General features: G+C 71.8%; 25 protein-coding genes. 1 reads left to right on the top strand and 24 read right to left on the bottom strand.

Features of this window, described 5'->3' with window-relative positions; genetic code table 11:
- From ABH937_RS01775 to hisI, 20 genes are all read right to left on the bottom strand, one after another.
- The gene (locus ABH937_RS01775; protein WP_280687071.1) at positions 1-873 is read right to left on the bottom strand and encodes a helix-turn-helix transcriptional regulator; all 873 of its coding nucleotides are present in this window, start codon (positions 871-873) and stop codon (positions 1-3) included.
- Between the two features lie 154 nt (positions 874-1,027).
- Positions 1,028-1,450: a PIN domain-containing protein gene (locus ABH937_RS01770; protein WP_370216889.1), complete on the bottom strand. Its 423-nt coding sequence runs from the start codon at positions 1,448-1,450 to the stop codon at positions 1,028-1,030.
- Entirely contained in the window at positions 1,447-1,725 is a 279-nt protein-coding gene (locus tag ABH937_RS01765) for a CopG family transcriptional regulator (RefSeq protein ID WP_370216888.1), read from the bottom strand. Before ABH937_RS01765 ends, ABH937_RS01770 begins: the two co-directional genes overlap by 4 nt.
- Before the next feature lie 229 nt (positions 1,726-1,954).
- Entirely contained in the window at positions 1,955-3,415 is a 1,461-nt protein-coding gene (locus tag ABH937_RS01760) for a glutamate synthase subunit beta (RefSeq protein WP_370216887.1), read from the bottom strand.
- The gene (gene gltB, locus ABH937_RS01755) at positions 3,408-8,012 is read right to left on the bottom strand and encodes a glutamate synthase large subunit (RefSeq protein WP_370217128.1); all 4,605 of its coding nucleotides are present in this window, start codon (positions 8,010-8,012) and stop codon (positions 3,408-3,410) included. The genes ABH937_RS01760 and gltB overlap by 8 nt, the downstream gene beginning before the upstream one ends.
- Before the next feature lie 418 nt (positions 8,013-8,430).
- Positions 8,431-9,174 carry a VIT1/CCC1 transporter family protein gene (locus ABH937_RS01750; protein ID WP_280687067.1) on the bottom strand — a complete coding sequence of 248 codons (744 nt, stop codon included), beginning with the start codon at positions 9,172-9,174 and terminating at the stop codon, positions 8,431-8,433.
- A gap of 231 nt (positions 9,175-9,405) precedes the next feature.
- Positions 9,406-10,332: a prolipoprotein diacylglyceryl transferase gene (gene lgt, locus ABH937_RS01745; RefSeq protein WP_370216886.1), complete on the bottom strand. Its 927-nt coding sequence runs from the start codon at positions 10,330-10,332 to the stop codon at positions 9,406-9,408.
- A 120-nt stretch (positions 10,333-10,452) separates the two neighbouring features.
- Complete coding sequence (locus tag ABH937_RS01740) at positions 10,453-11,316, bottom strand: DsbA family protein (RefSeq protein WP_370216885.1); 864 nt, start codon at positions 11,314-11,316, stop codon at positions 10,453-10,455.
- A 105-nt stretch (positions 11,317-11,421) separates the two neighbouring features.
- On the bottom strand, positions 11,422-11,940 hold the full coding sequence (locus ABH937_RS01735; protein ID WP_280687064.1) for a MauE/DoxX family redox-associated membrane protein: 519 nt from the start codon (positions 11,938-11,940) through the stop codon (positions 11,422-11,424).
- Between the two features lie 114 nt (positions 11,941-12,054).
- Positions 12,055-12,258: a hypothetical protein gene (locus tag ABH937_RS01730; RefSeq protein ID WP_280687063.1), complete on the bottom strand. Its 204-nt coding sequence runs from the start codon at positions 12,256-12,258 to the stop codon at positions 12,055-12,057.
- A gap of 236 nt (positions 12,259-12,494) precedes the next feature.
- Positions 12,495-13,304: a tryptophan synthase subunit alpha gene (trpA, locus tag ABH937_RS01725; protein WP_370216884.1), complete on the bottom strand. Its 810-nt coding sequence runs from the start codon at positions 13,302-13,304 to the stop codon at positions 12,495-12,497.
- Positions 13,301-14,542: a tryptophan synthase subunit beta gene (gene trpB / locus ABH937_RS01720; RefSeq protein ID WP_370216883.1), complete on the bottom strand. Its 1,242-nt coding sequence runs from the start codon at positions 14,540-14,542 to the stop codon at positions 13,301-13,303. The genes trpA and trpB overlap by 4 nt, the downstream gene beginning before the upstream one ends.
- Before the next feature lie 40 nt (positions 14,543-14,582).
- Positions 14,583-14,735, bottom strand: coding sequence for a tryptophan biosynthesis modulator TrpM (gene trpM, locus ABH937_RS01715; RefSeq protein ID WP_370145997.1), 153 nt, complete (start codon positions 14,733-14,735; stop codon positions 14,583-14,585).
- A 4-nt stretch (positions 14,736-14,739) separates the two neighbouring features.
- Positions 14,740-15,552 (bottom strand): indole-3-glycerol phosphate synthase TrpC, encoded by an 813-nt coding sequence (trpC, locus tag ABH937_RS01710; protein ID WP_370216882.1) that lies wholly within the window; start codon positions 15,550-15,552, stop codon positions 14,740-14,742.
- A 232-nt stretch (positions 15,553-15,784) separates the two neighbouring features.
- Positions 15,785-16,225: a DUF2752 domain-containing protein gene (locus tag ABH937_RS01705; RefSeq protein WP_370216881.1), complete on the bottom strand. Its 441-nt coding sequence runs from the start codon at positions 16,223-16,225 to the stop codon at positions 15,785-15,787.
- A gap of 184 nt (positions 16,226-16,409) precedes the next feature.
- Entirely contained in the window at positions 16,410-16,703 is a 294-nt protein-coding gene (locus ABH937_RS01700) for an HGxxPAAW family protein (protein WP_370216879.1), read from the bottom strand.
- A gap of 118 nt (positions 16,704-16,821) precedes the next feature.
- Complete coding sequence (locus tag ABH937_RS01695; RefSeq protein ID WP_370216878.1) at positions 16,822-17,448, bottom strand: TIGR02234 family membrane protein; 627 nt, start codon at positions 17,446-17,448, stop codon at positions 16,822-16,824.
- Between the two features lie 48 nt (positions 17,449-17,496).
- Positions 17,497-18,039, bottom strand: coding sequence for a Uma2 family endonuclease (locus tag ABH937_RS01690; RefSeq protein WP_370216877.1), 543 nt, complete (start codon positions 18,037-18,039; stop codon positions 17,497-17,499).
- Positions 18,040-18,088: 49 nt separating this feature from the next.
- Positions 18,089-19,606 carry an anthranilate synthase component I gene (locus ABH937_RS01685; protein ID WP_370216876.1) on the bottom strand — a complete coding sequence of 506 codons (1,518 nt, stop codon included), beginning with the start codon at positions 19,604-19,606 and terminating at the stop codon, positions 18,089-18,091.
- Positions 19,607-19,646: 40 nt separating this feature from the next.
- Positions 19,647-20,030 carry a phosphoribosyl-AMP cyclohydrolase gene (gene hisI, locus ABH937_RS01680; RefSeq protein WP_280687054.1) on the bottom strand — a complete coding sequence of 128 codons (384 nt, stop codon included), beginning with the start codon at positions 20,028-20,030 and terminating at the stop codon, positions 19,647-19,649.
- A gap of 111 nt (positions 20,031-20,141) precedes the next feature.
- On the opposite strand from hisI, the gene ABH937_RS01675 reads away from it, so the two are divergent.
- Positions 20,142-20,687, top strand: coding sequence for a hypothetical protein (locus ABH937_RS01675; protein WP_370216875.1), 546 nt, complete (start codon positions 20,142-20,144; stop codon positions 20,685-20,687).
- Between the two features lie 22 nt (positions 20,688-20,709).
- Here ABH937_RS01675 and hisF read toward each other — a convergent pair whose 3' ends face one another.
- The 4 genes from hisF to hisH are packed head-to-tail and all read right to left on the bottom strand — an operon-like array spanning position 20,710 to position 23,284.
- Positions 20,710-21,480: an imidazole glycerol phosphate synthase subunit HisF gene (hisF, locus tag ABH937_RS01670; RefSeq protein WP_280687052.1), complete on the bottom strand. Its 771-nt coding sequence runs from the start codon at positions 21,478-21,480 to the stop codon at positions 20,710-20,712.
- Complete coding sequence (locus ABH937_RS01665) at positions 21,477-21,905, bottom strand: Rid family hydrolase (protein WP_280687051.1); 429 nt, start codon at positions 21,903-21,905, stop codon at positions 21,477-21,479. Before ABH937_RS01665 ends, hisF begins: the two co-directional genes overlap by 4 nt.
- A complete protein-coding gene (gene priA, locus ABH937_RS01660) occupies positions 21,905-22,627 on the bottom strand; it encodes a bifunctional 1-(5-phosphoribosyl)-5-((5-phosphoribosylamino)methylideneamino)imidazole-4-carboxamide isomerase/phosphoribosylanthranilate isomerase PriA (protein ID WP_280687050.1) in 723 nt (240 codons plus the stop codon). The genes ABH937_RS01665 and priA overlap by 1 nt, the downstream gene beginning before the upstream one ends.
- A 21-nt stretch (positions 22,628-22,648) precedes the next feature.
- Complete coding sequence (gene hisH / locus ABH937_RS01655) at positions 22,649-23,284, bottom strand: imidazole glycerol phosphate synthase subunit HisH (RefSeq protein WP_280687049.1); 636 nt, start codon at positions 23,282-23,284, stop codon at positions 22,649-22,651.
- Positions 23,285-23,290 lie beyond the last annotated feature (6 nt).

Here is a 23,290-nt window from a genome sequence, read left to right as displayed (position 1 = left end):
TCAGGCGTCTTGGAGTAGCGAACGGAGAAGCTCGCGACTGCGTTCGGGCGTCAGGCTGTCGGCTCGCAACCGGGCCAGGGAGTCGGCGTACTCGGCCACCTCGCGCGGGCGGTCCAGGTAGAGCGCGGTGGTGAACTGCTCCAGGTAGACGACTTCGGCCAGGTCGGGCTCGCGGAAGGCCAGCAGCGAGAAGGCGCCGGTCTCGGCGGACAGGCCGTCGAAGCCCAGCGGCATCACCTGCAGCTCGATCTGCGGCCGGTCGGCCAGCTCCAGCAACCGGGTCAGCTGACCCTGCATCACCGCCGGACCGCCGCACGGGCGCCGCAGCGCCGCCTCGTCGATCACGGCGACCAGGCGCGGGCCGCCCTCGCGGACCAGCAGCCGCTGGCGGCGCATCCGCACCTCGACCCGGCGCTCGATCTCCTCCTGCGGGGCGCTCTGCGCGCCGAGCTGGATCACCGTGCGGGCGTACTCCTCGGTCTGCAGCAGCCCGGGCACGAACTGCACCTCGTAGGAGGAGATGGTGCCGGCCGCCTCCTCGAAGCCCAGGTAGGTCTGGAACCAGCCGGGCACCACGTCGGCGTAAGCGTGCCACCAGGGCGTCGCGTTGGCGGCGCGCACCATCGAGAGCAGCTCGGCGCGCTGGCCGGGGTCGGTGATGCCGTAGAGCGAGAGCAGGTCGGCGACGTCGCGCTCCTTGAAGCTGACCCGGCCCAGCTCCATCCGGCCGATCTTCGACTCGGAAGCGCGGATCTCGTACCCGGCGACCTCCCGGGTGACGCCCTGCGCCTCACGCAGTCGGCGCAACTGGGACCCCAGCAGCAGCCGTCGGACCGTCACCCCGCTCCCGGTCTGACCGGTGCCGCTGCTCATCGCGCCTGCTCCTCACCTTGGCTCCGGGCCGCAGTCTGCCATGTCCAACTGACACAAGCACGGGATGGAAGCTGTGAGTTCACCCAGGAGCGCACCTCGCGCACCCGACGAACCGTCATCTTTCCCAGCGGAGTTGACGCGGTGATCGCGTTACTCAGACCTTCTTGACGACGATGTGATCCGGCACGAGCCGCTCCAGGTCATCGATGTCGGACGTGAGGACCGTCACCTGGCCCTGCTGGCCCAGCGCGACGACGGCGAGCATGGCATCGATCGCGTACTTGTGACCCTGCAGGCCGGCTTCAGCGAGGAGCCGACGAGCCTGCCTGGCCTGGTCCCGCCCCAGTTCGGCCACCTTGACCCGGGACAACACCCAGTCCCAGCGCTGCTCGTGAGTCCTGGCGTCGTACGCCTCCGCCAACGTCATGGGTGAGGTCACGACCTCGGCCTCGCCCCGGGCGGCCAGGTCGAGCCGAGCGATCATCATCCGGTCGCCACGGACCGCGAGCGACAGCGCCTCGCAATCCAGTACGAACACGCGAAGCTGCTTGGCAGCCCCCTCACCGCGCTTCTTCACGCGGCGTCTCCGGCGCGCCCGCCCCGAGCGGCCCGGCGGCGCTCGTGCTCCGCGTCCAGGTCGTCCAGCTCCCGATGGGCAGCCGCGCGCTCGTCGGGCGTGACCGCCCCGTGCTCGTCCTCAAGCCATCCGACGAGTTCCTGGAGCCGATCTCGGTCGCGCTTGTACTGAAGGGCCTCGGCGACATACGCCGAAATGCCGCGCTCGGCCGCATCCGAGCGGATCTCCTCCAGGAGTTCCTCCGGGATGGTGACTGTGATCTTCTTCGAGGCCATATAATCAACCATACTTGCCATAATCCATGCCCGCAATGTCCGTGCCGAGGCTCGGAGAACACCGACGGCGCCTGCCCCCGCTTGGTCGGGGAGGGGCAGGCGCCGTCGTTCGTGCTCCGTTGCGGACCGGCGGCTCTGACGGTGCAACGGGTTTGGTGCGGCCCGCTGGGAAGCGGGCGGTGTGCGGGAGGGTTTTCCCGGTGTGGCTTTCGGTGGGGCTGTCGGTGTGTCAGACCACCAGCGGACGGTCGGTGGGGCGGATCGGGGCGGGCAGCGCGGTCTTGCCGCCCAGGTAGGCGTCGACCGCGGCGGCCGCCGAGCGGCCCTCGGCGATCGCCCAGACGATCAGCGACTGGCCGCGGCCCGCGTCGCCGCAGACGTAGACGCCGTCGACGTTGGTGGCGAACTTCGAGTCCCGGGCCACGTTGCCGCGGGCGTCGAGCTCGGCGCCCAGCTGCTCGACGAGACCGTTGCGAACGTCGGTCCCGGTGAAGCCCATCGCCAGGGTGACCAGCTGCGCGGGGATCGAGCGCTCGGTGCCGGGCACCGGCTCGAACCGACCGTCCTTGAACTCGACCTCGACCAGGTGGAGTTCCTGGACGTTGCCGTCCTCATCGCCGGAGAAGTGGGTGGTGTTCACGGAGTAGACCCGGTCACCGCCCTCCTCGTGCGCGGAGGTGACCTTGTAGGTCATCGGCATGGTCGGCCACGGCTGGTGGCCGGGGCGCTCGTCGCCGGGGCGCGGCATGATCTCCAGCTGGGTGACCGAGGCCGCCCCCTGGCGCAGCGCGGTGCCCAGGCAGTCGGCGCCGGTGTCGCCGCCGCCGATCACGATGACGTGCTTGCCCTTGGCGCTGATCGGGGCCTCGACGAAGTCGCCCTCCTGGACCTTGTTGGCCAGCGGCAGGTACTCCATCGCCTGGTGGATGCCCTTGAGCTCGCGCCCGGGCACCGGCAGGTCGCGGGCGGTGGTGGCACCGGCGGCGACCACCACCGCGTCGAAGCGCTCGCGCAGCTGCTGGCCGGTCAGGTCGGAGCCGATCTCCACGCCGGTGCGGAACCGGGTGCCCTCCGCGCGCATCTGCTCGATGCGGCGGTTGATGTGGCGCTTCTCCATCTTGAACTCGGGGATGCCGTACCGCAGCAGGCCGCCGATCCGGTCGGCGCGCTCGTAGACCACGACGGTGTGGCCGGCCCGGGTGAGCTGCTGGGCGGCGGCGAGTCCCGCCGGCCCGGAGCCGACGACGGCGACCGTCTTGCCGGAGAGCCGCTCGGGCACCTGCGGGCGGACCCCGCCGTTGTCCCAGGCCTTGTCGATGATGGTGACCTCGACGTTCTTGATGGTCACCGCGTCCTGGTTGATCCCGAGCACGCAGGCCGACTCGCACGGCGCGGGGCACAACCGCCCGGTGAACTCCGGGAAGTTGTTGGTCGCGTGCAGCCGCTCGATCGCGCCGGCCCAGTCGTCCCGGAAGGCGAGGTCGTTCCACTCGGGGATCAGGTTCCCCAGCGGGCAGCCGTTGTGGCAGAACGGGATGCCGCAGTCCATGCAACGCCCGGCCTGCTTGCTGATGATCGGCAGCAGGCTGCGCTCGACGTAGACCTCGTTCCAGTCCCGCAGCCGCACGTCCACGGGACGGCGCTCGGCGAGCTGCTTTCCGGTGGTCAGGAAGCCCTTGGGGTCAGCCATGTGCCGCCTCCATCATCTTGCGAGTGGTCTCGGACTCGGAGAGTCCATCGCGCTCAGCGGCGTCCTTGGCGGCGAGCACAGCCTTGTAGTCGGTCGGCATGATCTTGGAGAAGCGGGAGACCCCGCTGCCCCAGTCGGCCAGCAGCTCGGCGGCAACCGTCGAGCCGGTCTCCTCGTAGTGCTGCTGCACGGTCTCGCGCAGCCATTCGCGGTCCTTGGCGTCGGGGGCCTCGATGCCCACCAGACCGCCGTTGACGTTGGCCGGACGCAGGTCCAGCACGTACGCCATGCCGCCGGACATGCCCGCGGCCAGGTTGCGGCCGGTCTCGCCGAGGATGACGACCCGTCCGCCGGTCATGTACTCCAGGCCGTGGTCGCCCACGCCCTCGACCACCAGGGTGGCACCCGAGTTGCGCACCGCGAACCGCTCACCGGCCTTGCCGCGCAGGTGGATCCGGCCGCTGGTGGCGCCGTAGCCGATGGTGTTGCCGGCGATCACGTGCGCCTGCGCGTCGGCGCCGATGGCGGCCGCGTCGCGGGCCGGGCGGACCACCAGCACGCCGCCGGACAGGCCCTTGCCGACGTAGTCGTTGGCGTCGCCCTCCAGCCGCAGCGTGATGCCGCGCGGCACGAAGGCGCCGAAGGACTGGCCGGCCGAGCCGGTGAAGGTGACGTCGATGGTGCCCTCGGGCAGGCCCTCGCCGCGGTACCGCTTGGTCACCTGGTGGCCGAGCATGGTGCCGACCGTGCGGTTGACGTTGCGGATCGGCAGCTGGATCCGGACCGCCTCGCCGCGCTCCAGGGCGTCCTCGGCCAGCTCGATCAGCTGGTTGTCGAGCGCCTTGTCCAGCGCGTGGTCCTGCGTGGTGGTGCGGTGCAGCGCGGCGCCTTCGGGCAGTGCGGGGACGTGGAAGAGCGGGGTCAGGTCGAGCCCGGCGGCCTTCCAGTGGTTGATCGCGGCGCCGGCGTCGATGTGCTCGGCGTGGCCGACGGCCTCCTCGATCGAGCGGAAGCCCAGCTCGGCCAGCGTCTCGCGGACCTCCTCGGCGATGAACTCGAAGAAGTTGACCACGAATTCGGGCTTGCCGGAGAACCGCTCGCGCAGCACCGGGTTCTGGGTGGCGACGCCGACCGGGCAGGTGTCCAGGTGGCAGACCCGCATCATGACGCAGCCGGAGACCACCAGCGGCGCGGTCGCGAAGCCGAACTCCTCGGCGCCGAGGAGGGCGGCGATCACCACGTCGCGGCCGGTCTTGAGCTGGCCGTCGGTCTGCACCACGATCCGGTCGCGCAGCCCGTTGAGCAGCAGGGTCTGCTGGGTCTCGGCCAGGCCGAGCTCCCAGGGACCGCCCGCGTGCTTCAGCGAGGTCAGCGGCGAAGCACCCGTGCCGCCGTCGTGGCCGGAGACCAGCACCACGTCCGCGTGCGCCTTGGAGACGCCCGCCGCGACCGTGCCCACGCCGACCTCGGAGACCAGCTTCACGTGGATGCGGGCGTCCGGGTTGGCGTTCTTGAGGTCGTGGATCAGCTGGGCCAGGTCCTCGATGGAGTAGATGTCGTGGTGCGGCGGCGGCGAGATCAGGCCGACGCCCGGGGTCGAGTGCCGGGTCTTGGCGACCCACGGGTAGACCTTGTGGCCGGGCAGCTGGCCGCCCTCGCCGGGCTTGGCGCCCTGGGCCATCTTGATCTGGATGTCGTCGGCGTTGACCAGGTACTCGCTGGTGACGCCGAACCGGCCGGAGGCGACCTGCTTGATCGCCGAGCGGCGGGCCGGGTCGTGCAGGCGCTCCGGGTCCTCGCCGCCCTCACCGGTGTTGGACTTGCCGCCCAGCTGGTTCATCGCGATGGCCAGCGTCTCGTGCGCCTCCATCGAGATGGAGCCGTAGGACATGGCGCCGGTGGAGAACCGCTTGACGATCTCGGAGACCGGCTCGACCTCGTCGATGGAGATCGGCGCCCGGCCCTTGCCGTCCAGCTTGAAGAGACCGCGCAGCGTCATCAGCCGCTCGGACTGCTCGTTCACCCGCTCGGTGTACTGCTTGAAGATGTCATAGCGCCGGGTGCGGGTGGCGTGCTGCAGCCGGAAGACGGTGTCCGGGTCGAACAGGTGCGGCTCGCCCTCGCGGCGCCACTGGTACTCGCCGCCGATGTCCAGCGCGCGGTGCGCGGCGGAGATGCCGGAGGCGGGGTAGGCCTTGGCGTGCCGGGCGGCGGTCTCCTTGGCGATCTCGTCCAGGCCGATGCCGCCGAGCTTGCTGGTGGTGCCGGTGAAGTAGGCGTCCACCGTCTCCTGGGCGAGGCCGATGGCCTCGAAGACCTGCGCGCCGCGGTAGGAGGCGACGGTGGAGATGCCCATCTTGGACATCACCTTGAGCACGCCCTTGCCGAGCGCCTTGATCAGGTTCTTGATCGCCCTCTCGGGCTCGATCCCGGTCAGGAAGGTGCCCTGGGCGACCAGGTCCTCGACCGACTCCATCGCCAGGTACGGGTTGACCGCGCCGGCGCCGTAGCCGACCAGCAGCGCCACGTGGTGCACCTCGCGGACGTCGCCGGCCTCGACCAGCAGCGAGATCGCGGTGCGCTGCTTGGTGCGGATCAGGTGGTGGTGCACCGAGGAGGTGAGCAGCAGCGAGGGGATCGGCGCGTGCTCGGCGTCGGAGTGCCGGTCGGAGAGCACGATGATCCGCGCGCCGTCGGCGATCGCCGCGTCGGCCTCGGCCGCGATGGCCGCCAGCCGGGCCGCCAGCGCCTGGCCGCCGCCGGAGACCTTGTAGAGGCCGGAGAGCGTGACGGCCTTCAGGCCCGGCTGGTCGCCGTCGGCGTTGATGTGGATGAGCTTGGCCAGCTCGTCGTTGTCGATCACCGGGAAGGTGATGCCGACCGCGCGGCAGTGCGCGGCGTCGGTGGCCAGCAGGTTGCCCTCGGGGCCGAGGTTGCTCAGCAGCGAGGTGACCAGCTCTTCGCGGATCGCGTCCAGCGGCGGGTTGGTGACCTGGGCGAAGAGCTGCACGAAGTAGTCGAAGAGCAGCCGGGGCTTCTCGGAGAGGGCGGCGATCGGCGAGTCGGTGCCCATCGAGCCGAGCGCCTCACCGCCGGTCTTCGCCATCGGCGCCAGGATGACCCGCAGCTCCTCCTCCGTGTAGCCGAAGGTCTGCTGACGGCGCGTCACCGAGGCGTGGGTGTGCGCGATGTGCTCGCGCTCGGGCAGCTTGGCCAGTTCGATCTGGCCGGCCGCGACCCACTCGCCGTACGGGTGCGCGCCGGCGAGCTGGGCCTTGAGCTCCTCGTCCTCGACGATCCGGTGCTCGGCGGTGTCGATCAGGAACACCTTGCCGGGCTGCAGCCGGCCCTTCTTGACCACCTTCTCCTGGTCCAGGTCGAGCACGCCGACCTCGGAGGAGAGCACCACCAGGCCGTCCTCGGTGATCCAGTACCGGGCCGGGCGCAGGCCGTTGCGGTCCAGCACCGCGCCGATCTGGGTGCCGTCGGTGAAGGTGACGCAGGCCGGTCCGTCCCAGGGCTCCATCAGGTTGGAGTGGAACTGGTAGAAGGCGCGCCGGGCCGGGTCCATGGTGGCGTGGTTCTCCCAGGCCTCCGGGATCATCATCAGCACCGAGTGCGGCAGCGAGCGTCCGCCGAGGTGGAGCAGCTCCAGGACCTCGTCGAAGGAGGCCGAGTCGGAGTGGTCCGGGGTGCAGATCGGGAAGATCCGGCTGAGACCCTGCCCGTTCTTGTTGGCGGGGATCAGGTCGGTGGCCAGCTGCGACTCGCGCGCGGTCATCCAGTTCCGGTTGCCCTTGACGGTGTTGATCTCACCGTTGTGCGCGACGAACCGGTAGGGGTGGGCGAGCGGCCAGCTCGGGAAGGTGTTGGTGGAGAACCGGGAGTGGATCAGGCCGATCGCGGAGGCGTAGAGCCGGTCCGACAGGTCGGGGAAGAACGGCTCCAGCTGCCCGGTGGTGAGCATGCCCTTGTAGACGATGGTGCGGGCGGAGAGCGAGGGGAAGTAGACCCCGGCCTCGCGCTCGGCGCGCTTGCGCACCACGAAGGCCACCCGGTCCAGCTCGATGCCGGTCCGCTCGCCGCTCGCCGCCGCCAGGAAGAGCTGACGGAAGCGCGGCATCACCGAGCGGGCGGTGGCGCCCAGCAGGTCGGGAGCGGTGGGCACCTCGCGCCAGCCGAGGACGGTCAGGTCCTCCTCGGCGGCGATCGCCTCGATGGCGGCGACCGCGGCGGCGTCGGCCGCGTCCTCGTCGGGGAGGAAGGCGATGCCGACGGCGTAGTGGCCGGCGGCCGGCAGCTCGAAGGCGACCTGGGCCCGCAGGAAGGCGTCCGGGATCTGGGTCAGGATGCCGGCGCCGTCGCCGGAGTCCGGCTCGGCGCCGGTGGCACCGCGGTGCTCCAGGTTGCGCAGCACGCACAGCGCCTGCTCGACGATGGTGTGGTCGGCGATGCCGGTCAGCGTGGCGACGAAGCCGACGCCGCAGGCGTCGTGCTCGTTTCGTGGGTCGTACAGGCCCTGAGCAGCAGGTCGCGCATCCGGAACGAGCGCATACGGGGAGCGGCTGCTGCCCTGGGGCTCGTTGTCGGAGTGCATGGATGCAGACAGCATCGGCTCTCCCGTCGTCGTCTTGGCAAGAGGTGCAGTTGCAACAGGGACGACGTTGGCCCTCTGCGATTTCGTGCAGGTTACATGATGCCGCATATCCCGGGTAGTGGACTTTCTCGTCCACATGGCGGACAACACCCCCCTGGTCAGGGGCGGTTACCGGCCGGTATCGGCGAGCTGGAGAGGCAGACGCTCATCCGCAAGCTGCCACCAGTGTGCCCCGCTGTTCGCGGCCCGAAACAGGAGCGAAACGACACGGATGCGCGGGCCCCGGCCGACCACCTGCGATTCCGGCCCCGAAATACGCCACGAGGCGCTGGACCGATGGTCGGCAGCGCCTCGCAGTCAATATTCTGCATGAATATGCAGGAGCATGCGTGATCTTCCACACACGACTGACACTCCGTCAGCCCACATGGCCACCGATCAGCCAGCCGAGCAGGTAGGTCACCCCGGCCGCGCAGGCGCCCAGCACCAGCTGACGCAGTCCGCTGTACCACCAGCTGCGGGCGGTCACCCTGGCCACCACGGCGCCGCAGCCGAACAGGCCGAGCACCGCCAGCAGCAGCGCGGGCACCAGCGAGGTGGCGCCCAGCAGGTAGGGCAGCAGCGGCAGCAGCGCGCCGAGCGCGAAGCAGCCGAACGAGGAGAGCGCGGCGACCAGCGGGCTGGGCAGGTCGTGCGGGTCCACCCCCAGCTCCTCGCGGGCGTGCACCTCCAGGGCCTGCTCGGGGTCGCGGGTCAGCTGGCGGGCCACCTCGTGGGCCAGCTCCGGATCGACACCGCGCGACACGTAGAGCTGGGCCAGCTCGACCAGCTCGCCCTCGGGGTTGCGGCGCAGCTCCAGCCGCTCGGCCTCGATCTCGGCCTGGACCAGCTCGCGCTGCGAGGCCACCGAGGTGTACTCCCCCGCCGCCATCGAGCAGGCGCCCGCCGCCAGGCCGGCAAGGCCGGTGAGGATCACCGTGCTGTTGCTCGCCGCACCGCCGACCACGCCGGTCATCAGAGCGAAGTTGGAGACCAGCCCGTCCATCGCGCCGAAGATCGCCGGACGCAGCCAGCCGCCGTTGACATCGCGGTGGTGGCCCTCGGCCGGGACCCGCGGCTGGGCCGGCTCGCCGAGGACGGGTTCGGTGATGGTGATGGACATGGTGCTGGCCCTCCTGTTGCCGACTTCCCCCACTGCGGGCGCCTGCGGGCACGGCGAACGGCCGTGAGCGTGGCTGGCCCCCAGGGCTTCTCACCCTTCGAAACTAGTCGGACGGTCTGACCATTTCCAGCAAGCAAGCCCTGGCTTACCTCGCTGACCTGCGCTTTTACCGGCTGGGCAGACGAACGGGCCCCGGAGTGCGTGCACTCCGGGGCCCGTTCTGACGGTCCGTCAGCTACTGTGGTGCGACTCCTCGGTGGGCCCGGCGGGCTGGTCAGCGTCCTCGGAGGACGCCGCGGACGACTCCTCGTCGACCGCCGGGGACACCGCGGCGGCGGGGTCGATCGAGTCCGGCGCCTCCCGGCCCGGCCGCTTCCTGCCGACCACCACCAGGTAGGTCACCGCGCCCACGAAGACGACGATCGAGGTCCAGTCGTTGAGCCGCAGGCCCAGCACGTGGTGCGCCTCGTCGATCCGCAGGTACTCGATCCAGGCCCGGCCCACCGTGTAGGCGGCGACGTAGAGCGCGAAGGCCCGGCCGTGGCCGAGGCGGTACCTGCGGTCGGCCCAGATCACCAGGAACGCCACGCCGACGCACCAGATCGACTCGTAGAGGAAGGTCGGCTGGAAGATCCCGTCGGTGACCGTGCCGTCCGGGTTGACCTTGTGGATGTGCAGGCCCCAGGGCAGCGAGGTCGGCCTGCCGTACAGCTCCTGGTTGAACCAGTTGCCCCACCGGCCGCAGGCCTGGGCGAGCGCGATGCCCGGTGCGATGGCGTCGGCGTACGCGGGCAGCGGCACGCCCCGGCGGCGGCAGCCGATCCAGGCGCCGACCGCGCCGAGCGCGATCGCGCCCCAGATGCCGAGGCCGCCCTCCCAGATCTTGAAGGCGTTCCACGGGTTCTGCCCCGCACCGAAGTACAGCTGGTGATCGGTGATCACGTGGTAGAGCCGGCCGCCGACCAGGCCGAACGGCACCGCCCAGACGGCGATGTCGCCCACCGTGTGCCTGGCGCCGCCGCGGGCGACCCAGCGCCTGCTGCCGAGCCAGACCGCGACGGCGACACCGATGATGATGCAGAAGGCGTACGCGCGCAGCGGGACCGGTCCGAGGTACAGGACGCCCCGGGACGGGCTGGGGATGTAGGCGAGTTCCATAGCGCTTCCGACGCTACCGCGCGCCGGCCTCGGGTCGGTACCAGCAGCGGTTCCGGTTTCGAAACAGCCCCCTCCCGGCGGCACTCGGCGAGCACCGCCGGGAGGGCGATGGGCCACCGCTCAGCTGGTCGGCGCCTGGTTCGGGTCGGTCTCGGCGGCCGTGCTGCTCGGCGCCGGGCTGGCCGAGGCGCTGCCGGTGGTGCCCAGCGGCTTGCCCTGGTTGGCCTCGTTGACCCACTTCACCAGGTTGTCCGGAGTGATGTCCTCGGTGCCGTTCTTGGGGTAGATCGACTTGCCGTTGAGCAGCACGGTCGGCGTCGAGGTGTAGCCGGACTTGTCGAAGTCCTGCTCGACGGCCGAGACCCAGCTGCCGTACTTGTTGGTGTTGACGCAGGCCTCGAAGGTCGGCGAGTCCAGACCCGGGACCTGCTTGGCCAGGTCGATCAGCTTGGACTTGTCCTTCCAGGAGTCCACCGTCTCGTCCGGCTGGTTCTTGTAGAGCACGTCGTGGTAGGCGCGGAAGTAGCCCGCGTCCTGGGCGCAGGCGAGCGCGTTGGCGCCGTTCTTGGAGCCCTTGCCGCCGTCGTGCCGGTCGATGAACGAGACGATGTGGTAGTTGTTGTACAGCTTGCCCTGGTCCTGCAACTGGTCGATGGTGGGCGCGAATTCACGCTCGAAGGCGCCGCAGGCGGGGCACCGCGGGTCCTCGTAGACGACGAGCGTCGAGGGGGCGTTGGCCGGGCCGTCGGGGATCACCAGGTTCTTGGGGCCGATCGCACCCGCCGGCGCCGCCTTCGGGGTGTCCGAGCTGGACCGGCCGCTCTGCACCGCGAAGCCGATGCCGGCGGCCCCCGCCAGGACCACCAGCACGGCGCCGACCACCAGCAGCTTCTTCTTGCGGGCGTCCTTGGCCTCCCGGGCGACCCGCTCCTCCTTCATCCGCTCGCGGGCCGTGCGCTTGCCGTCTCGGTTCTTCTCGCTCATGTCTCTGCTTCCAGGCTTCCAGGAGAAATCGGTGCCGCTATCAGGAGAGGGCCGGGGTCAGGGGGCCGCTGTCAGGGGAGGGCCGGGGTCACCGGAGGTGGGGGCTCACAACGAGAGCCAGGCGTCCACCGACGCCTTGGTGCGCGGCCGGAACACCAGCCAGAGCGCCATCAGCAGGAAGCCGATGTCGCGCAGGATCTCCTGCAGGTACTGGGTCTGCGAGGCGGCCACCGCCCCGCCGCCGCCGAAGCAGCCGCAGTCGACCGAGATGCCGCGGGCCCAGGTCGAGGCGATGCCCGCGATGAAGACGAGCAGCAGGACCACCGAGATCACCGCGGCCACCCGCACCGCGAGGCCGATCAGCAGCAGCACCGCGAGCGCCAACTCCAGGAACGGCAGGCCGTATCCGACCGGCTTGACCAGCGACTCGGGCAGGATCCGGTAGGCCCGCACGGCCTGGGCCGCGACCGCCGGATCGGAGATCTTGGCGAGCCCCGCCCAGCCCCAGACCACCGCGAGGCCCAGCCGCACCGCAGTACTGAGCCACTCGAAGGCCGAGCCCGTGGCCCGGCGTCGCAGCACCGACTCGCTCTCGGCCACCCGCGCCACCCCCTTCTCAGACATCCGCCGCCCGGCGCACCGCGCCTGCGGGAGCTACCTGATGAACCGTAGGGGATTGACGCTGTTTACTCCAATTGCTGCACAAATGACCGAGTCACCCGAAAGAGGGATGATGAGCTATCTGTCCCTTTTGACGATCTGTCCGGGACCGACCCGCCCGGGATCGTGCGAGGCCTGATCCGCGTGGTGCTGACGGGCCGCCAACTCGGCGCCGCGCTTGGCCAGCGCATGGCCCACCACATGCTCCCCGCCGAAGGCGCCGGCCAGCACCAACGCGGCGGCGGCTGCCCTGAGCAGGACACCACGATGCAGACCGGTCACGGCGGCGCTCCCTCCGGTGGATCACGGGTAGGTCATCGCGGTTGCTGCGGAGTGCACGAACGGCAACGGGCAGAACCGTTCCCAAAGTCGCATCCGGTGCAACGCCTCGGGCAAACCGATGACACGTCAGGCCGTGCGGATTCACCCGTACGGGCTGGACGCGGACAGGAGGACAGAACGACCCGCCACCTCCGAGGAGATGACGGGCCGTCAGCAGGGCCGGGCGATGCGGTGACTCAGCGCCGGCGCACGCCCTCGGCGAGGTCGGCGGCCAGCTCGCGGACCGCCGCGAGCGCAAGCCGCTCGTCGCCGTCCGCGTCCAGGATCCGCTGGACGAAGGCCGATCCGACGATCACGCCGTCGGCGAAGCCGGCCACCTGCGCCGCCTGCGCCGCGGTGGAGACGCCCAGGCCCACGCAGACCGGCAGGTCGGTGGTGGCCCGGGTGCGGGCGACCAGGTCCTCGGCCAGCTCGCCGACCTGGGCCCGGCTGCCGGTCACGCCCATCACCGCGGCCGCGTAGACGAAGCCGCTGCCGGCCGCCGTGACCTCGGCCAGCCGCTTGTCCCGGCTGCTCGGCGCGACCACGAAGACGGTGTCCAGACCGTGCTCGGCCGCCGCCGCGCGCCAGGCCTCGGACTCCTCCACCGGCAGGTCGGGCAGGATGACGCCCGCTCCCCCGGCCGCGGCCAGATCGGCGGCGAACCGGGCGGTGCCGTAGCGGTCCACCGGGTTCCAGTACGTCATCACCAGCACGGCGGCCTCGGGGTGGGCCCCGGACACCTCCTGCACGGTGCGCAGCACGTCCTTGATCCGCACCCCGCCGCGCAGCGCGATGTCGTCGGCGGTCTGGATGGTCGGGCCGTCCAGCACCGGGTCGGAGTGCGGCAGGCCGACCTCGACGATGTCGCAGCCGCCCTCCAGCAGGGCGTTGACTGCCCGGATCCCGCCGTCCACGGTCGGGAAACCGGCCGGCAGGTAGCCGATCAGGGCGGCGCGGTTCTCGGCCGCGGCGGCGGCGAGCACGCCACTGAGCTTGGAGGTCATCGGGTCTCCCCCTGGGCAGCGGCGGCGGTGTCGTAGAGGCCGAAGTACTGGGCGGCGGTGTGCATGTCCTTGTCCCCGCGGCCCGAGAGGTTGACCAGGAGGGTCGCGTCCGGGCCGAGCTCGCGGCCGAGCACCAGCGCGCCGGCCAGCGCGTGGGCGCTCTCGATGGCCGGGATGATGCCCTCGGTGCGCGACAGGAGGCGCAGCGCCCGCATCGCCTCGTCGTCGGTGACCGGGCGGTACTCGGCCCGCCCGGTGTCCTTCAGCCAGGCGTGCTCGGGGCCGATGCCCGGGTAGTCCAGGCCCGCCGAGATCGAGTGGCTCTCGATGGTCTGGCCGTCCTCGTCCTGCAGCACGTAGCTGCGCGCGCCGTGCAGCACGCCCGGCTCGCCCTTGGTCAGGGTGGCCGCGTGGCGCGCGGTGTCGACGCCCTCGCCGGCCGCCTCGCAGCCGATCAGGCGCACCCCGGCGTCCGGGATGAACTCGTGGAAGATGCCGATCGCGTTGGAGCCGCCGCCCACGCAGGCGACCACGGCGTCCGGCAGCTTGCCGGTGCGCTCGATCACCTGGGCCCTGGCCTCGACGCCGATCACCCGGTGGAAGTCGCGGACCATGGCCGGGAACGGGTGCGGCCCGGCCACCGTGCCGAACAGGTAATGGGTGTTGTCGACGTTGGCCACCCAGTCGCGGAAGGCCTCGTTGATGGCGTCCTTGAGGGTACGGCTGCCGGACTTGACGGCCACCACCTCGGCGCCGAGCATCCGCATCCGGGCCACGTTGAGCGCCTGGCGCTCGGTGTCGACCTCGCCCATGTAGATGGTGCAGTCGAAGCCGAAGAGCGCGCAGGCGGTGGCGGTGGCCACGCCGTGCTGGCCGGCGCCGGTCTCCGCGATGATCCGGGTCTTGCCCATCCGGCGGGTGAGCAGGGCCTGGCCGAGCACGTTGTTGATCTTGTGCGAGCCCGTGTGGTTGAGGTCCTCGCGCTTGAGCAGCACCCGCGCGCCGCCCGCCTCGGCGGAGAACCGGTGCACGTCGGTGAGCGGGCTGGGGCGGCCGGTGTAGTCCTTGAGCAGCAGGTCGAGCTCGGCGGTGAAGGCCGGGTCGTGCTTGGCCTTCTCGTACTCGTCGGCGACCTGCTCGACGGCGGCGACCAGCGCCTCGGGGATGAAACGGCCGCCGTAGGCGCCGAAGTAGCCCCGGGCGTCAGGGACCTGAGGGCCTGTCAGATTTTCGGACACGAAGAATCCTGGTGTGATGGTGAACGGACGGGAACGGGCTTCAGCCGTGCATCGTCCGTCGCCATCGACGTCCCGGGACCTGCCCGGGCTCGCAGCCGATCACGTACCGCACCCGCCGCCCGAGCACCCGGCGCGCGGGGGCGCGGCAGCCGCGCGGGCGGCAACCGGGGGCGAGGCGGGGGGCGAGGGCCATTGCGTCAGCCCTGCTGCTTGTTGCGCAGGGCCGGGTGCGCGCCGGCCGCGACCAGGTCGGCGACGGCCGCCTTCGGGTCCTTGCCGGTCACCAGCGACTCGCCGACTAGGACCGCGTCGGCGCCCAGGTTGGCGTAGGCGATCAGGTCGTGCGGCCCGCGCACGCCCGACTCGGCGACCTTGACGATGCTGTCCGGGATCGCGTGCACCACGTTGCCGAAGGTGTCGCGGTCGACCTCGAGGGTCTTCAGGTTGCGGGCGTTGACCCCGATGATCCGCGCACCGGCGTCCACCGCGCGGCGGATCTCCTCCTCGTCGTGCACCTCGACCAGCGGGGTCAGCCCGATCGACTCGGCCCGCTCGATCAGCGAGACGAGCGCCGGCTGCTCCAGCGCGGCCACGATCAGCAGCGCGAGGTCGGCCCCGTGCGCGCGGGCCTCCCAGAGCTGGTAGGCGGTGACGATGAAGTCCTTGCGCAGCAGCGGGGTGTCCACGGCCGCCCGGACCGCGTCCAGGTCGGCGAGCGAGCCGCCGAACCGGCGCTGCTCGGTGAGCACGCTGATCGCGGCGGCGCCGCCGGCCGAGTAGTCCACGGCCAGCGCGGCCGGGTCGGCGATCGCGGCCAGCGCGCCCTTGGACGGGCTGGAGCGCTTGACCTCGCAGATCACCCGGACGCCCTCGCCGCGCAGCGCGGCCACGCCGTCCTTGGCGTCCGGCGCCTTGGCGGCCAGTTCCTTCAGCTCGTCCAGGGAGACCCGGGCCTGCCGCTCCGCGAGGTCCTCGCGGACCCCGTCGATGATCTCGTCGAGCACGCTCATGCGCGGGTGGCCCCCATCGAATCTGATAGCCGGATGGTGCCGTCAGCGGCGCGAATCCGATCGGACGCGCCCCCTTCGACGCTGTCGATGGTATCGGCACCGGGGCGCGCGGGGCGCATTCGCCCGGCGCGCGTCTCGCGGAGCGGTACGGCTACCGGCCAGGTCACGGGCCGTTCGACCGCTGGCCGGGCCGCCGGGCAGCCGCCGGTGAGGCTGCCGGTGGAGCCGCCGCTCAGACCAGCGGCGGTGCCAGCCCCGCGCCGCCCGGCAGGTTGCGGACCACCGTGAAGGCGAGCAGCACCAGCAGCAGCACGACCAGCCGCCCGCGGGTCAGCACCAGATGCGGCGGCCGCCCGCCGGTCAGCGCCGACCAGAGCCAGCGCACCCAGAACACCCCGAGCACCGCGAAGAGCGCGACGGCGAGCAGGTTGTCGTGGCAGGCGGTGGTCAACTCGCCGCGGCTCAGCGCGTGCACGCAGCGCAGCCCGCCGCACCCCGGGCACCACCAGCCGGTGGCCTGCAGGAAGGGGCAGGTCGGATAGTGGCCCGGGGCGTTCGGGTCCACCGCCGAGACGTACAGCGTGGGCAGCGCGACGGCGGCGAGTGCCGTGAGCGGACGGGCGATGCGGCGCAGGACTGGCGCGGGGCCGGCCGGGGTGCTGGGGGCGGTCACGGTGCTGATTCTGCCCTCGTCCGGGTGAGCCACGCGCTACCCCGCGCGGGTGGCGGTGCGGCACGGCACCCGGCGGGGGCGCGGACGGCGCGACGCGAGCCCCCGCAAGCACGCGGACCGGGGCGCCCGGCAGCGTGCGTGCGGGCGCCCCGGTCCGGGGCGGTGCGGCAGTGAGTGGTGCGCCTCAGTGGGCGGCGACGGCGGCCGGCTCGGCCGTGGCCGCGACGTCAGCCTTGGCGGCGGCCCTGGCGCGCGCCTCGGCGATGACGGTCGCCGTCGTGTTGTCCGCGACCTTGCCCATGCCGGCCATCGACATCGCCTTGGCGACCACGCCGCCGACCAGGATGACGGCGATCCCGACCCAGAAGATCGGCACCGAGGCCATGATCATCGCGGCGCCGCTGACGCAGAAGCCGAGGAAGACGATGGCCGACCCGGTCCAGGCGGCGGGGGTGTGTCCGTGGGCTTGCGACGACATCTGGGTGCTCCTTGGTTCTACGGTCCTACCGGGGGTCGGTGCCGGCCTCGGCGGATTGTCACCCTCCATTGTTGCGGACGCCTCGCGACGCCCCAAAGCCGGGTCCGAGTGAGGACGGTCACGGTTGACGCGACCCGACGGCGGGCACGGTCGGGTCCTCGCCCCGGTCCAGCGCCTTCCACAGATCGGCGGGCGTCTGCGGGCCCGCCGGCTGCGCCTTCGGCTGCTTCGCGACCGGGGCGTCGTAGCGCGTGCCCATGCTCGGCCAGGCCCGCCCGCGCAGCAGCGTGAGCACCCCGGCCGCGGCCAGCAGCAGGCCGCCGAGCAGCGCCACCCAGGGCCAGGCGGTGTGGCTGACCTGCTCCGCGGAGGTGCCCAGCAGCCCGAGCTTCTTCGCCGCCTCGCTGTCCACCGCCGTGCTGTTGGTCGCGCCCAGCCCCGCCGCCACCGCAGCCCCGACCCCGGCCAGCGTCACCAGCGCGCCGACCGCGTACCGCCCGACCCCGCGCACCGCGAAGATCGCCACCGCCGAGGCCAGCCCGACCAGCGCCATCGCCTGCGGCAGCCCCGACACCTCACTCCCGGGCGCACTCACCGCGAGCCCCTTGACCTGCCCCTCGGCCCAGGTCCGCCCCACCGCCACCAGCACCAGCGTCGCCCCACCCACGGTGAGCAGCAGCATCATCGCCAGGCTGCGCCGATCGGCGGCGGTGCGGGTGGGAGCGGGGGCGGGCGTGGCAGTCATCCGTCCACTATCCCCCGGGATGCCTGCCGCCCGGACACCGGGTCGTCCTCAGTCGCGGGGGAAACCGCCGGTCCTGATGGTGATGGTGCGGCCGTCGAGGGGCAGCACGAGGTCCTCGCCGAACGGGACGGGCTCGCTCAGCTCGTACCGGCCGCTCTGTGGAGAGCTGTGCAGGGTGCAGAGGGCGGTGGACGGGTCGATGACCACGTAGATCGGGATGGCGCACTCGGCGTAGAGCCCGAGCTTCTTGACGAAGTCGTTGTCCTGATTGGACTTCGAGACGACCTCGAGGACGGCTTCGAGGTCGTGCCACTCGTAACGGCCTCGGCCGTTGAGCTCCGCGCCGGGGGCGACGACCGCGAGGTCGGGTGCGTAGCCGTAAAGGCTGGACGGAAAGTCCACCATGACGTCGGAGATGTAGTCACCCCGCTCGGCCAGCTGGTCCTCGATCTGCCGAGCCGCCTTGAAGATGACCTTCATCTGCGTCAGGCCCTGAGGCCTCATGATGATCTTCCCGTCCGTGATCTCGACGTGGTAGCCACGCGGGAAGTCGACAGCCTCGTGCACATCCCAGGCGCTCTCGGTTGCCATCGCGGTCATCCTCGCCACCTCCCTGTGAGACACAACGATCGGGCGTCCTTCACGCTACCGGCGCGCGCAGCGTGTTGGCCGTGGCGACGGCGCGCAGTACGGCGGCGGCCTTGTTGCGGCACTCGGTGTCCTCGCTCGCCGGGTCGGAGTCGGCGACCACGCCCGCGCCGGCCTGGACGTAGGCGGTGTGGTCGCGCAGCACGGCGGTGCGGATGGCGATCGCGGTGTCGGCGTCGCCGGCGAAGTCGAGGTAGCCGACGCAGCCGCCGTAGAGGCCGCGGCGGGTGGGTTCGAGCTCCTCGATGATCCGCATCGCGCGGGGCTTGGGCGCGCCGGAGAGGGTGCCGGCCGGGAAGCAGGCGGTGAGCACGTCGAAGGCGGTGCGGCCGGCGGCGACCTCGCCGGTGACGGTGGAGACGATGTGCATCACGTGGCTGTAGCGCTCGACCGACATGAAGTCGACCACCTCGACGCTGCCCGGGGTGCAGACCCGGCCCAGGTCGTTGCGGCCGAGGTCCACCAGCATCAGGTGCTCGGCCCGCTCCTTGGGGTCGGCGAGCAGCTCGGCGGCCAGCTCGGCGTCCTCCTGCGGGGTGGCGCCGCGGTGCCGGGTGCCGGCGATCGGATGGACCATCGCCTGGCCCTGCGTCACCTTGACCAGCGCCTCCGGGCTGGAGCCGACCACGTCGAAGCCGCCCTCGGCCTCGCCGTCCGGGCCGGGGAACCGGAACAGGTACATGTACGGGCTGGGGTTGGTGGTGCGCAGCACGCGGTAGACGTCGAGCGCGGAGGCGGGGCAGGGCGCCTCGAAGCGCTGTGAGGGGACCACCTGGAAGGCCTCGCCGGCCCGGATCCGCTCCTTGACCTGCTCGACGGCGGCCCGGAACGGCGCCCCGCCGAACGGTGACACGGCGTCAGCCGCGGTGGGGGTGAAGGTGGCCAGGCCCGGATCGACCGGCTTGGCCAGCTCCGCCTCCATCGCGTCGAGCCGGGCCACCGCGTCCGCGTAGGCCTCGTCGGCGCCGCTGGCCAGGTCGTTGTGGTTGACCGCGTTGGCGATCAGCAGCACGCTGCCGTCCACGTGGTCGAGCACCGCCAGGTCGGTGGCGAGCATCATGGTGAGCTCGGGCAGCCGCAGGTCGTCCGGGTTGAGGTCGGGCAGCTTCTCCAGGCGGCGGACGATGTCGTAGCCGAGGTAGCCGACCAGGCCGCCGGTGAGCGGCGGCAGGCCGTCGTCGAGGTGCCGGGGGGTGTGCAGGGCGGCCAGGGCGGCCCGCAGCACCTCCAGCGGGTCGCCGGTGCGCGGGATGCCGACCGGGGGGTTGCCCAGCCAGCGGGCCCCGCCGTCCGGGCCGACGGTCAAGGTGGCCGCGCCGCGCACCCCGACGAACGAGTAGCGCGACCAACTGCGGCCCTGCTCGGCCGACTCCAGCAGGAAGGTGCCGGGCCGCTCGCCCGCCAGCGAGCGGTAGAGGCCGATCGGCGTGAGGCCGTCCGCCAGGAGCCTTCGGGTGACCGGGATGACCCGGGTGTCGACGGCGAGCTTGCGGAAGGCTTCGAGGTCCATCAGGCGGGCACCGATCTCTCAGGGGTTGGCGGGAGTGCGGTCAGCGGGGCAGCAGCACGTCTTCGTCGAAGCAGGTCCGGGCGCCGGTGTGGCAGGCGGCGCCGACCTGGTCGACCCGGACCAGCAAGGTGTCCCCGTCGCAGTCCAGCGCCACCGACTTCACGTGCTGGAAGTGTCCGGAGGTGTCGCCCTTCACCCAGTACTCCCGGCGGCTGCGGCTCCAGTAGGTGCAGCGCCCGGTGGTCAGGGTGCGGTGCAGGGCCTCGTCGTCCATCCAGCCGAGCATCAGCACCTCGCCGGTGTCGTGCTGCTGGGCGATGGCGGGCAGCAGGCCGTCCTCGGTGCGCTTGAGGCGGGCCGCGACGGCCGGGTCGAGGGCGGTGCTGCCGGGGACGGCGGGGACGGACGGCGGTACGGATGACATGCGGACATTGTCGCAGGCACCGGGCGCCGGCGGGGAACCCCGACGATCTTTCGGACGGCAGTTGTGGCAACTGGGCCACGAGGCGTACCGCACTGCGGGATTCTGGTGCGCATGACCCAGCCCGCACGCCGCACCGGCCCGTTGCTCGCGCTCGCCGTCGTGCTGCTGCTCACCGCCGGTGCGGTGACGGCGGCGCTGCTGTGGCCCGGTGGCAAGCACTCGGCCGCCGCGCCGCCGCCCGCGCCCTCCGCGTCCCCGTCTCCCAGCCCCTCGCCGTCCCCCTCGCCCAGCCCCAGCAAGCAGCTGCCGTACCCCTGGTACCCGGTCGGCGGCTGCCTGGACGACCCGCAGTTGAGCCCCGTGATCACCGTGTCGCAGGCCCGCGCGTGCGACCAGCCGCACGACGCGGAGGCGATCGGCAACCCGACGCTGCCCGACGGGCTCACCAAGGAGAGCCAGCTCGGCCTCGCCCTGGTGAAGGCCTGCCAGCCGGTGGCGGCCGACTGGGAGGCGAAGCAGGGCGGCGGGACGTGGTACCCCTTGCAGTTGGAACCGTCGCTGACGTACTACCAGCAGGGCTACCGGGACGCGACCTGCCTGCTGGCCGCCTCCCGCGCGCAGGGCGGGCCGAAGCTCACGGCGCCGCTGAAGAACTGAGCCGTTGCCGCTCCGGCGCCCGCTACCGGACCGGGTGCCCGGCCTCGCGCAGCGCGTCCTTCACGTCGCCGATGAGCAGGTCGCCGAAGTGGAAGACGGAGGCGGCCAGCACCGCGTCCGCGCCCGCGGCGACCGCCGGGGCGAAGTCGGCGAGCTTGCCGGCGCCGCCGGAGGCGATCACCGGGACGGCGACCCGCTCGCGCACCGCGTGGATCATCGCCAGGTCGTAGCCGTCCTTGGTGCCGTCCGCGTCCATCGAGTTGAGCAGGATCTCGCCGGCGCCCAACTCGGCGGCGCGCTCGGCCCATTCGACCGCGTCCAGGCCCGTGCCACGCCGCCCGCCGTGGGTGGTGACCTCGAAGCCCGAAGCGGTCTCGGTGCCCGGCTGGACCCGGCGGGCGTCCACCGAGAGGACCAGCACCTGGCGGCCGAAGCGCTCGGCGATCTCGCGGATCAGCTCGGGCCGCGCGATCGCGGCGGTGTTGACGCCGACCTTGTCGGCGCCGGCCCGCAGCAGCTTGTCGACGTCCTCGACGGACCGGATGCCGCCGCCCACGGTGAGCGGGATGAAGACCTGCTCGGCGGTGCGGCGCACCACGTCGTAGGTGGTCTCCCGGTCGCCGGACGAGGCGGTGATGTCCAGGAAGGTCAACTCGTCGGCGCCCTGGGCGTCGTAGGCCCGGGCCAGCTCCACCGGGTCGCCGGCGTCGCGCAGGTTCTGGAAGTTGACGCCCTTGACCACCCGGCCCGCGTCCACGTCCAGGCAGGGGATCACACGTACCGCGAGCGTCACTGCTGTCCTTCCAGGGTCTGCGCCAATCCGGCGCGGTAGGCGTCGAGTTCGACCTCGACCAGCATCCGGGAGTCGATCAGCCCGTCGACCACCACCATGGTGGCCACCGGGCGGACCGCGTCGAAGAGCTGCTTGTGCGCGCGGCCGACCTCGTCGACGTCGCGCAGATGGCTGATGTACATCCGGGTGCGGACCACGTGGTCCGCCGTCAGGCCGTACGCGGCAAGGGCTTCGAGGCCGATCCCGAAGGCGCTCAGGGTCTGCGTGAAGGGGTCGCCCTCGCGCTCGATCTGCCCGTCCACCCAGGCGGTACAGCCGGCGACGTACACCTGGTCGCCGACCGCGACGGCCCGGGCGCAGCCGAAGTCCTCCTCCCAGGGAAGGGAGCCGAAGACCCTGCCGCGCACGATCTGACGATCCGTCACTAGGACACAGCCTCCAGGGCCTGCTCAAGGGTGAACTTCTGCTCGTAGAGGGCCTTGCCCACAATCGAGCCCTCGACACCTTCGGGCACCAGGGTGGCGATGGCGCGCAGGTCGTCCAGCGAGGAGACGCCGCCGGAGGCGACCACGGGCCGGTCGGTGCGGGCGCAGACGTCGTGCAGCAGCTGCAGGTTGGGGCCGGTCAGGGTGCCGTCCCGGTTGACGTCGGTGACCACGTAGCGGGCGCAGCCCTCGGCGTCCAGGCGGGCCAGCACCTCGTACAGCTCGCCGCCGTCCTTGGTCCAGCCACGGCCGCGCAGCGTGGTGCCGACCACGTCCAGGCCGACCGCGATCTTGTCGCCGTGCTCGGCGATCACCTTGGCCACCCACTCGGGGCTCTCCAGCGCGGCGGTGCCCAGGTTGACCCGGGTGCAGCCGGTGGCCAGGGCGGCGGCGAGCGAGGCGTCGTCGCGGATGCCGCCGGAGAGTTCGACCTTGATGTCCAGGCGCCCGGTGACCTCGCGCAGCAGCTCGCGGTTGTCGCCGGTGCCGAAGGCGGCGTCCAGGTCGACCAGGTGCAGCCATTCGGCGCCGGCGCTCTGCCAGGCCAGCGCGGCGGCCAGCGGCTCGCCGAAGGAGGTCTCGGTGCCGGAGGCGCCCTTGACCAGGCGCACGGCCTGACCGTCACGGACGTCGACGGCGGGGAGCAGTTCGAGGCGGCTCATTTACGTACAACCTTCGTGGAACTAGAGGGTGTTGACCCAGTTGGTCAGCAGGGCGGCACCGGCGTCGCCGGACTTCTCGGGGTGGAACTGGGTGGCCCAGAGCGGGCCGTTCTCGACCGCCGCGACGAACGGCTGCCCGTGGGTGGTCCAGCTGACCAGCGGGGCGTTGATCTTCTCGTTGGTGATCTCCAGCTCCCAGCGCCGCACCCCGTAGGAGTGCACGAAGTAGAACCGGCTGTCCTGGTCGAGGCCGGCGAAGAGCCGGCTGCGCTCGGGCCAGGAGACCGTGTTCCAGCCCATGTGCGGGATGATCGGCGCGTCCAGCGGCTCGACCGTGCCGGGCCACTCGTCGCAGCCCGCCGTCTCCACCCCGTGCTCGACCCCGCGCTCGAAGAGGATCTGCATGCCCACGCAGATGCCCAGCACCGGACGGCCACCGGCCAGCCGGCGCCCGATGATCTGCTCGCCGCGCACCGCCTTCAGCCCGCGCATGCACGCCTCGAAGGCGCCGACGCCGGGCACCAGCAGGCCGTCCGCGTCCAGTGCCTGCTGGAAGTCGGAGGTCACCGTGACGGTGGCGCCGGTGCGCTCGACGGCCCGCTGCGCGGAGCGGAGGTTTCCTGATCCGTAGTCGAGGACCACGACGTTCTTGCCCATATCGGG

The sequence above is a fragment of the Kitasatospora sp. GAS1066B genome (genome assembly GCF_041262605.1).
Classification (GTDB): Bacteria; Actinomycetota; Actinomycetes; order Streptomycetales; family Streptomycetaceae; genus Kitasatospora.
This window is presented reverse-complemented; position numbering and strand designations above follow the sequence as displayed.

Excerpts from the sequence above, each read along its gene's own strand:
- ABH937_RS01775 (WP_280687071.1), bottom strand. The coding sequence starts at position 873 with ATGAGCAGCGGCACCGGTCAGACCGGGAGCGGGGTGACGGTCCGACGG.
- ABH937_RS01765 (WP_370216888.1), bottom strand. The coding sequence starts at position 1,725 with ATGGCCTCGAAGAAGATCACAGTCACCATCCCGGAGGAACTCCTGGAG.
- ABH937_RS01760 (WP_370216887.1), bottom strand. The coding sequence starts at position 3,415 with ATGGCTGACCCCAAGGGCTTCCTGACCACCGGAAAGCAGCTCGCCGAG.
- gltB (WP_370217128.1), bottom strand. The coding sequence starts at position 8,012 with ATGCACTCCGACAACGAGCCCCAGGGCAGCAGCCGCTCCCCGTATGCG.
- ABH937_RS01750 (WP_280687067.1), bottom strand. The coding sequence starts at position 9,174 with ATGTCCATCACCATCACCGAACCCGTCCTCGGCGAGCCGGCCCAGCCG.
- lgt (WP_370216886.1), bottom strand. The coding sequence starts at position 10,332 with ATGGAACTCGCCTACATCCCCAGCCCGTCCCGGGGCGTCCTGTACCTC.
- ABH937_RS01740 (WP_370216885.1), bottom strand. The coding sequence starts at position 11,316 with ATGAGCGAGAAGAACCGAGACGGCAAGCGCACGGCCCGCGAGCGGATG.
- ABH937_RS01735 (WP_280687064.1), bottom strand. The coding sequence starts at position 11,940 with ATGTCTGAGAAGGGGGTGGCGCGGGTGGCCGAGAGCGAGTCGGTGCTG.
- trpA (WP_370216884.1), bottom strand. The coding sequence starts at position 13,304 with ATGACCTCCAAGCTCAGTGGCGTGCTCGCCGCCGCCGCGGCCGAGAAC.
- trpM (WP_370145997.1), bottom strand. The coding sequence starts at position 14,735 with ATGGCCCTCGCCCCCCGCCTCGCCCCCGGTTGCCGCCCGCGCGGCTGC.
- trpC (WP_370216882.1), bottom strand. The coding sequence starts at position 15,552 with ATGAGCGTGCTCGACGAGATCATCGACGGGGTCCGCGAGGACCTCGCG.
- ABH937_RS01700 (WP_370216879.1), bottom strand. The coding sequence starts at position 16,703 with ATGTCGTCGCAAGCCCACGGACACACCCCCGCCGCCTGGACCGGGTCG.
- ABH937_RS01695 (WP_370216878.1), bottom strand. The coding sequence starts at position 17,448 with ATGACTGCCACGCCCGCCCCCGCTCCCACCCGCACCGCCGCCGATCGG.
- ABH937_RS01690 (WP_370216877.1), bottom strand. The coding sequence starts at position 18,039 with ATGGCAACCGAGAGCGCCTGGGATGTGCACGAGGCTGTCGACTTCCCG.
- ABH937_RS01685 (WP_370216876.1), bottom strand. The coding sequence starts at position 19,606 with ATGGACCTCGAAGCCTTCCGCAAGCTCGCCGTCGACACCCGGGTCATC.
- hisI (WP_280687054.1), bottom strand. The coding sequence starts at position 20,030 with ATGTCATCCGTACCGCCGTCCGTCCCCGCCGTCCCCGGCAGCACCGCC.
- ABH937_RS01675 (WP_370216875.1), top strand. The coding sequence starts at position 20,142 with ATGACCCAGCCCGCACGCCGCACCGGCCCGTTGCTCGCGCTCGCCGTC.
- priA (WP_280687050.1), bottom strand. The coding sequence starts at position 22,627 with ATGAGCCGCCTCGAACTGCTCCCCGCCGTCGACGTCCGTGACGGTCAG.
- hisH (WP_280687049.1), bottom strand. The coding sequence starts at position 23,284 with ATGGGCAAGAACGTCGTGGTCCTCGACTACGGATCAGGAAACCTCCGC.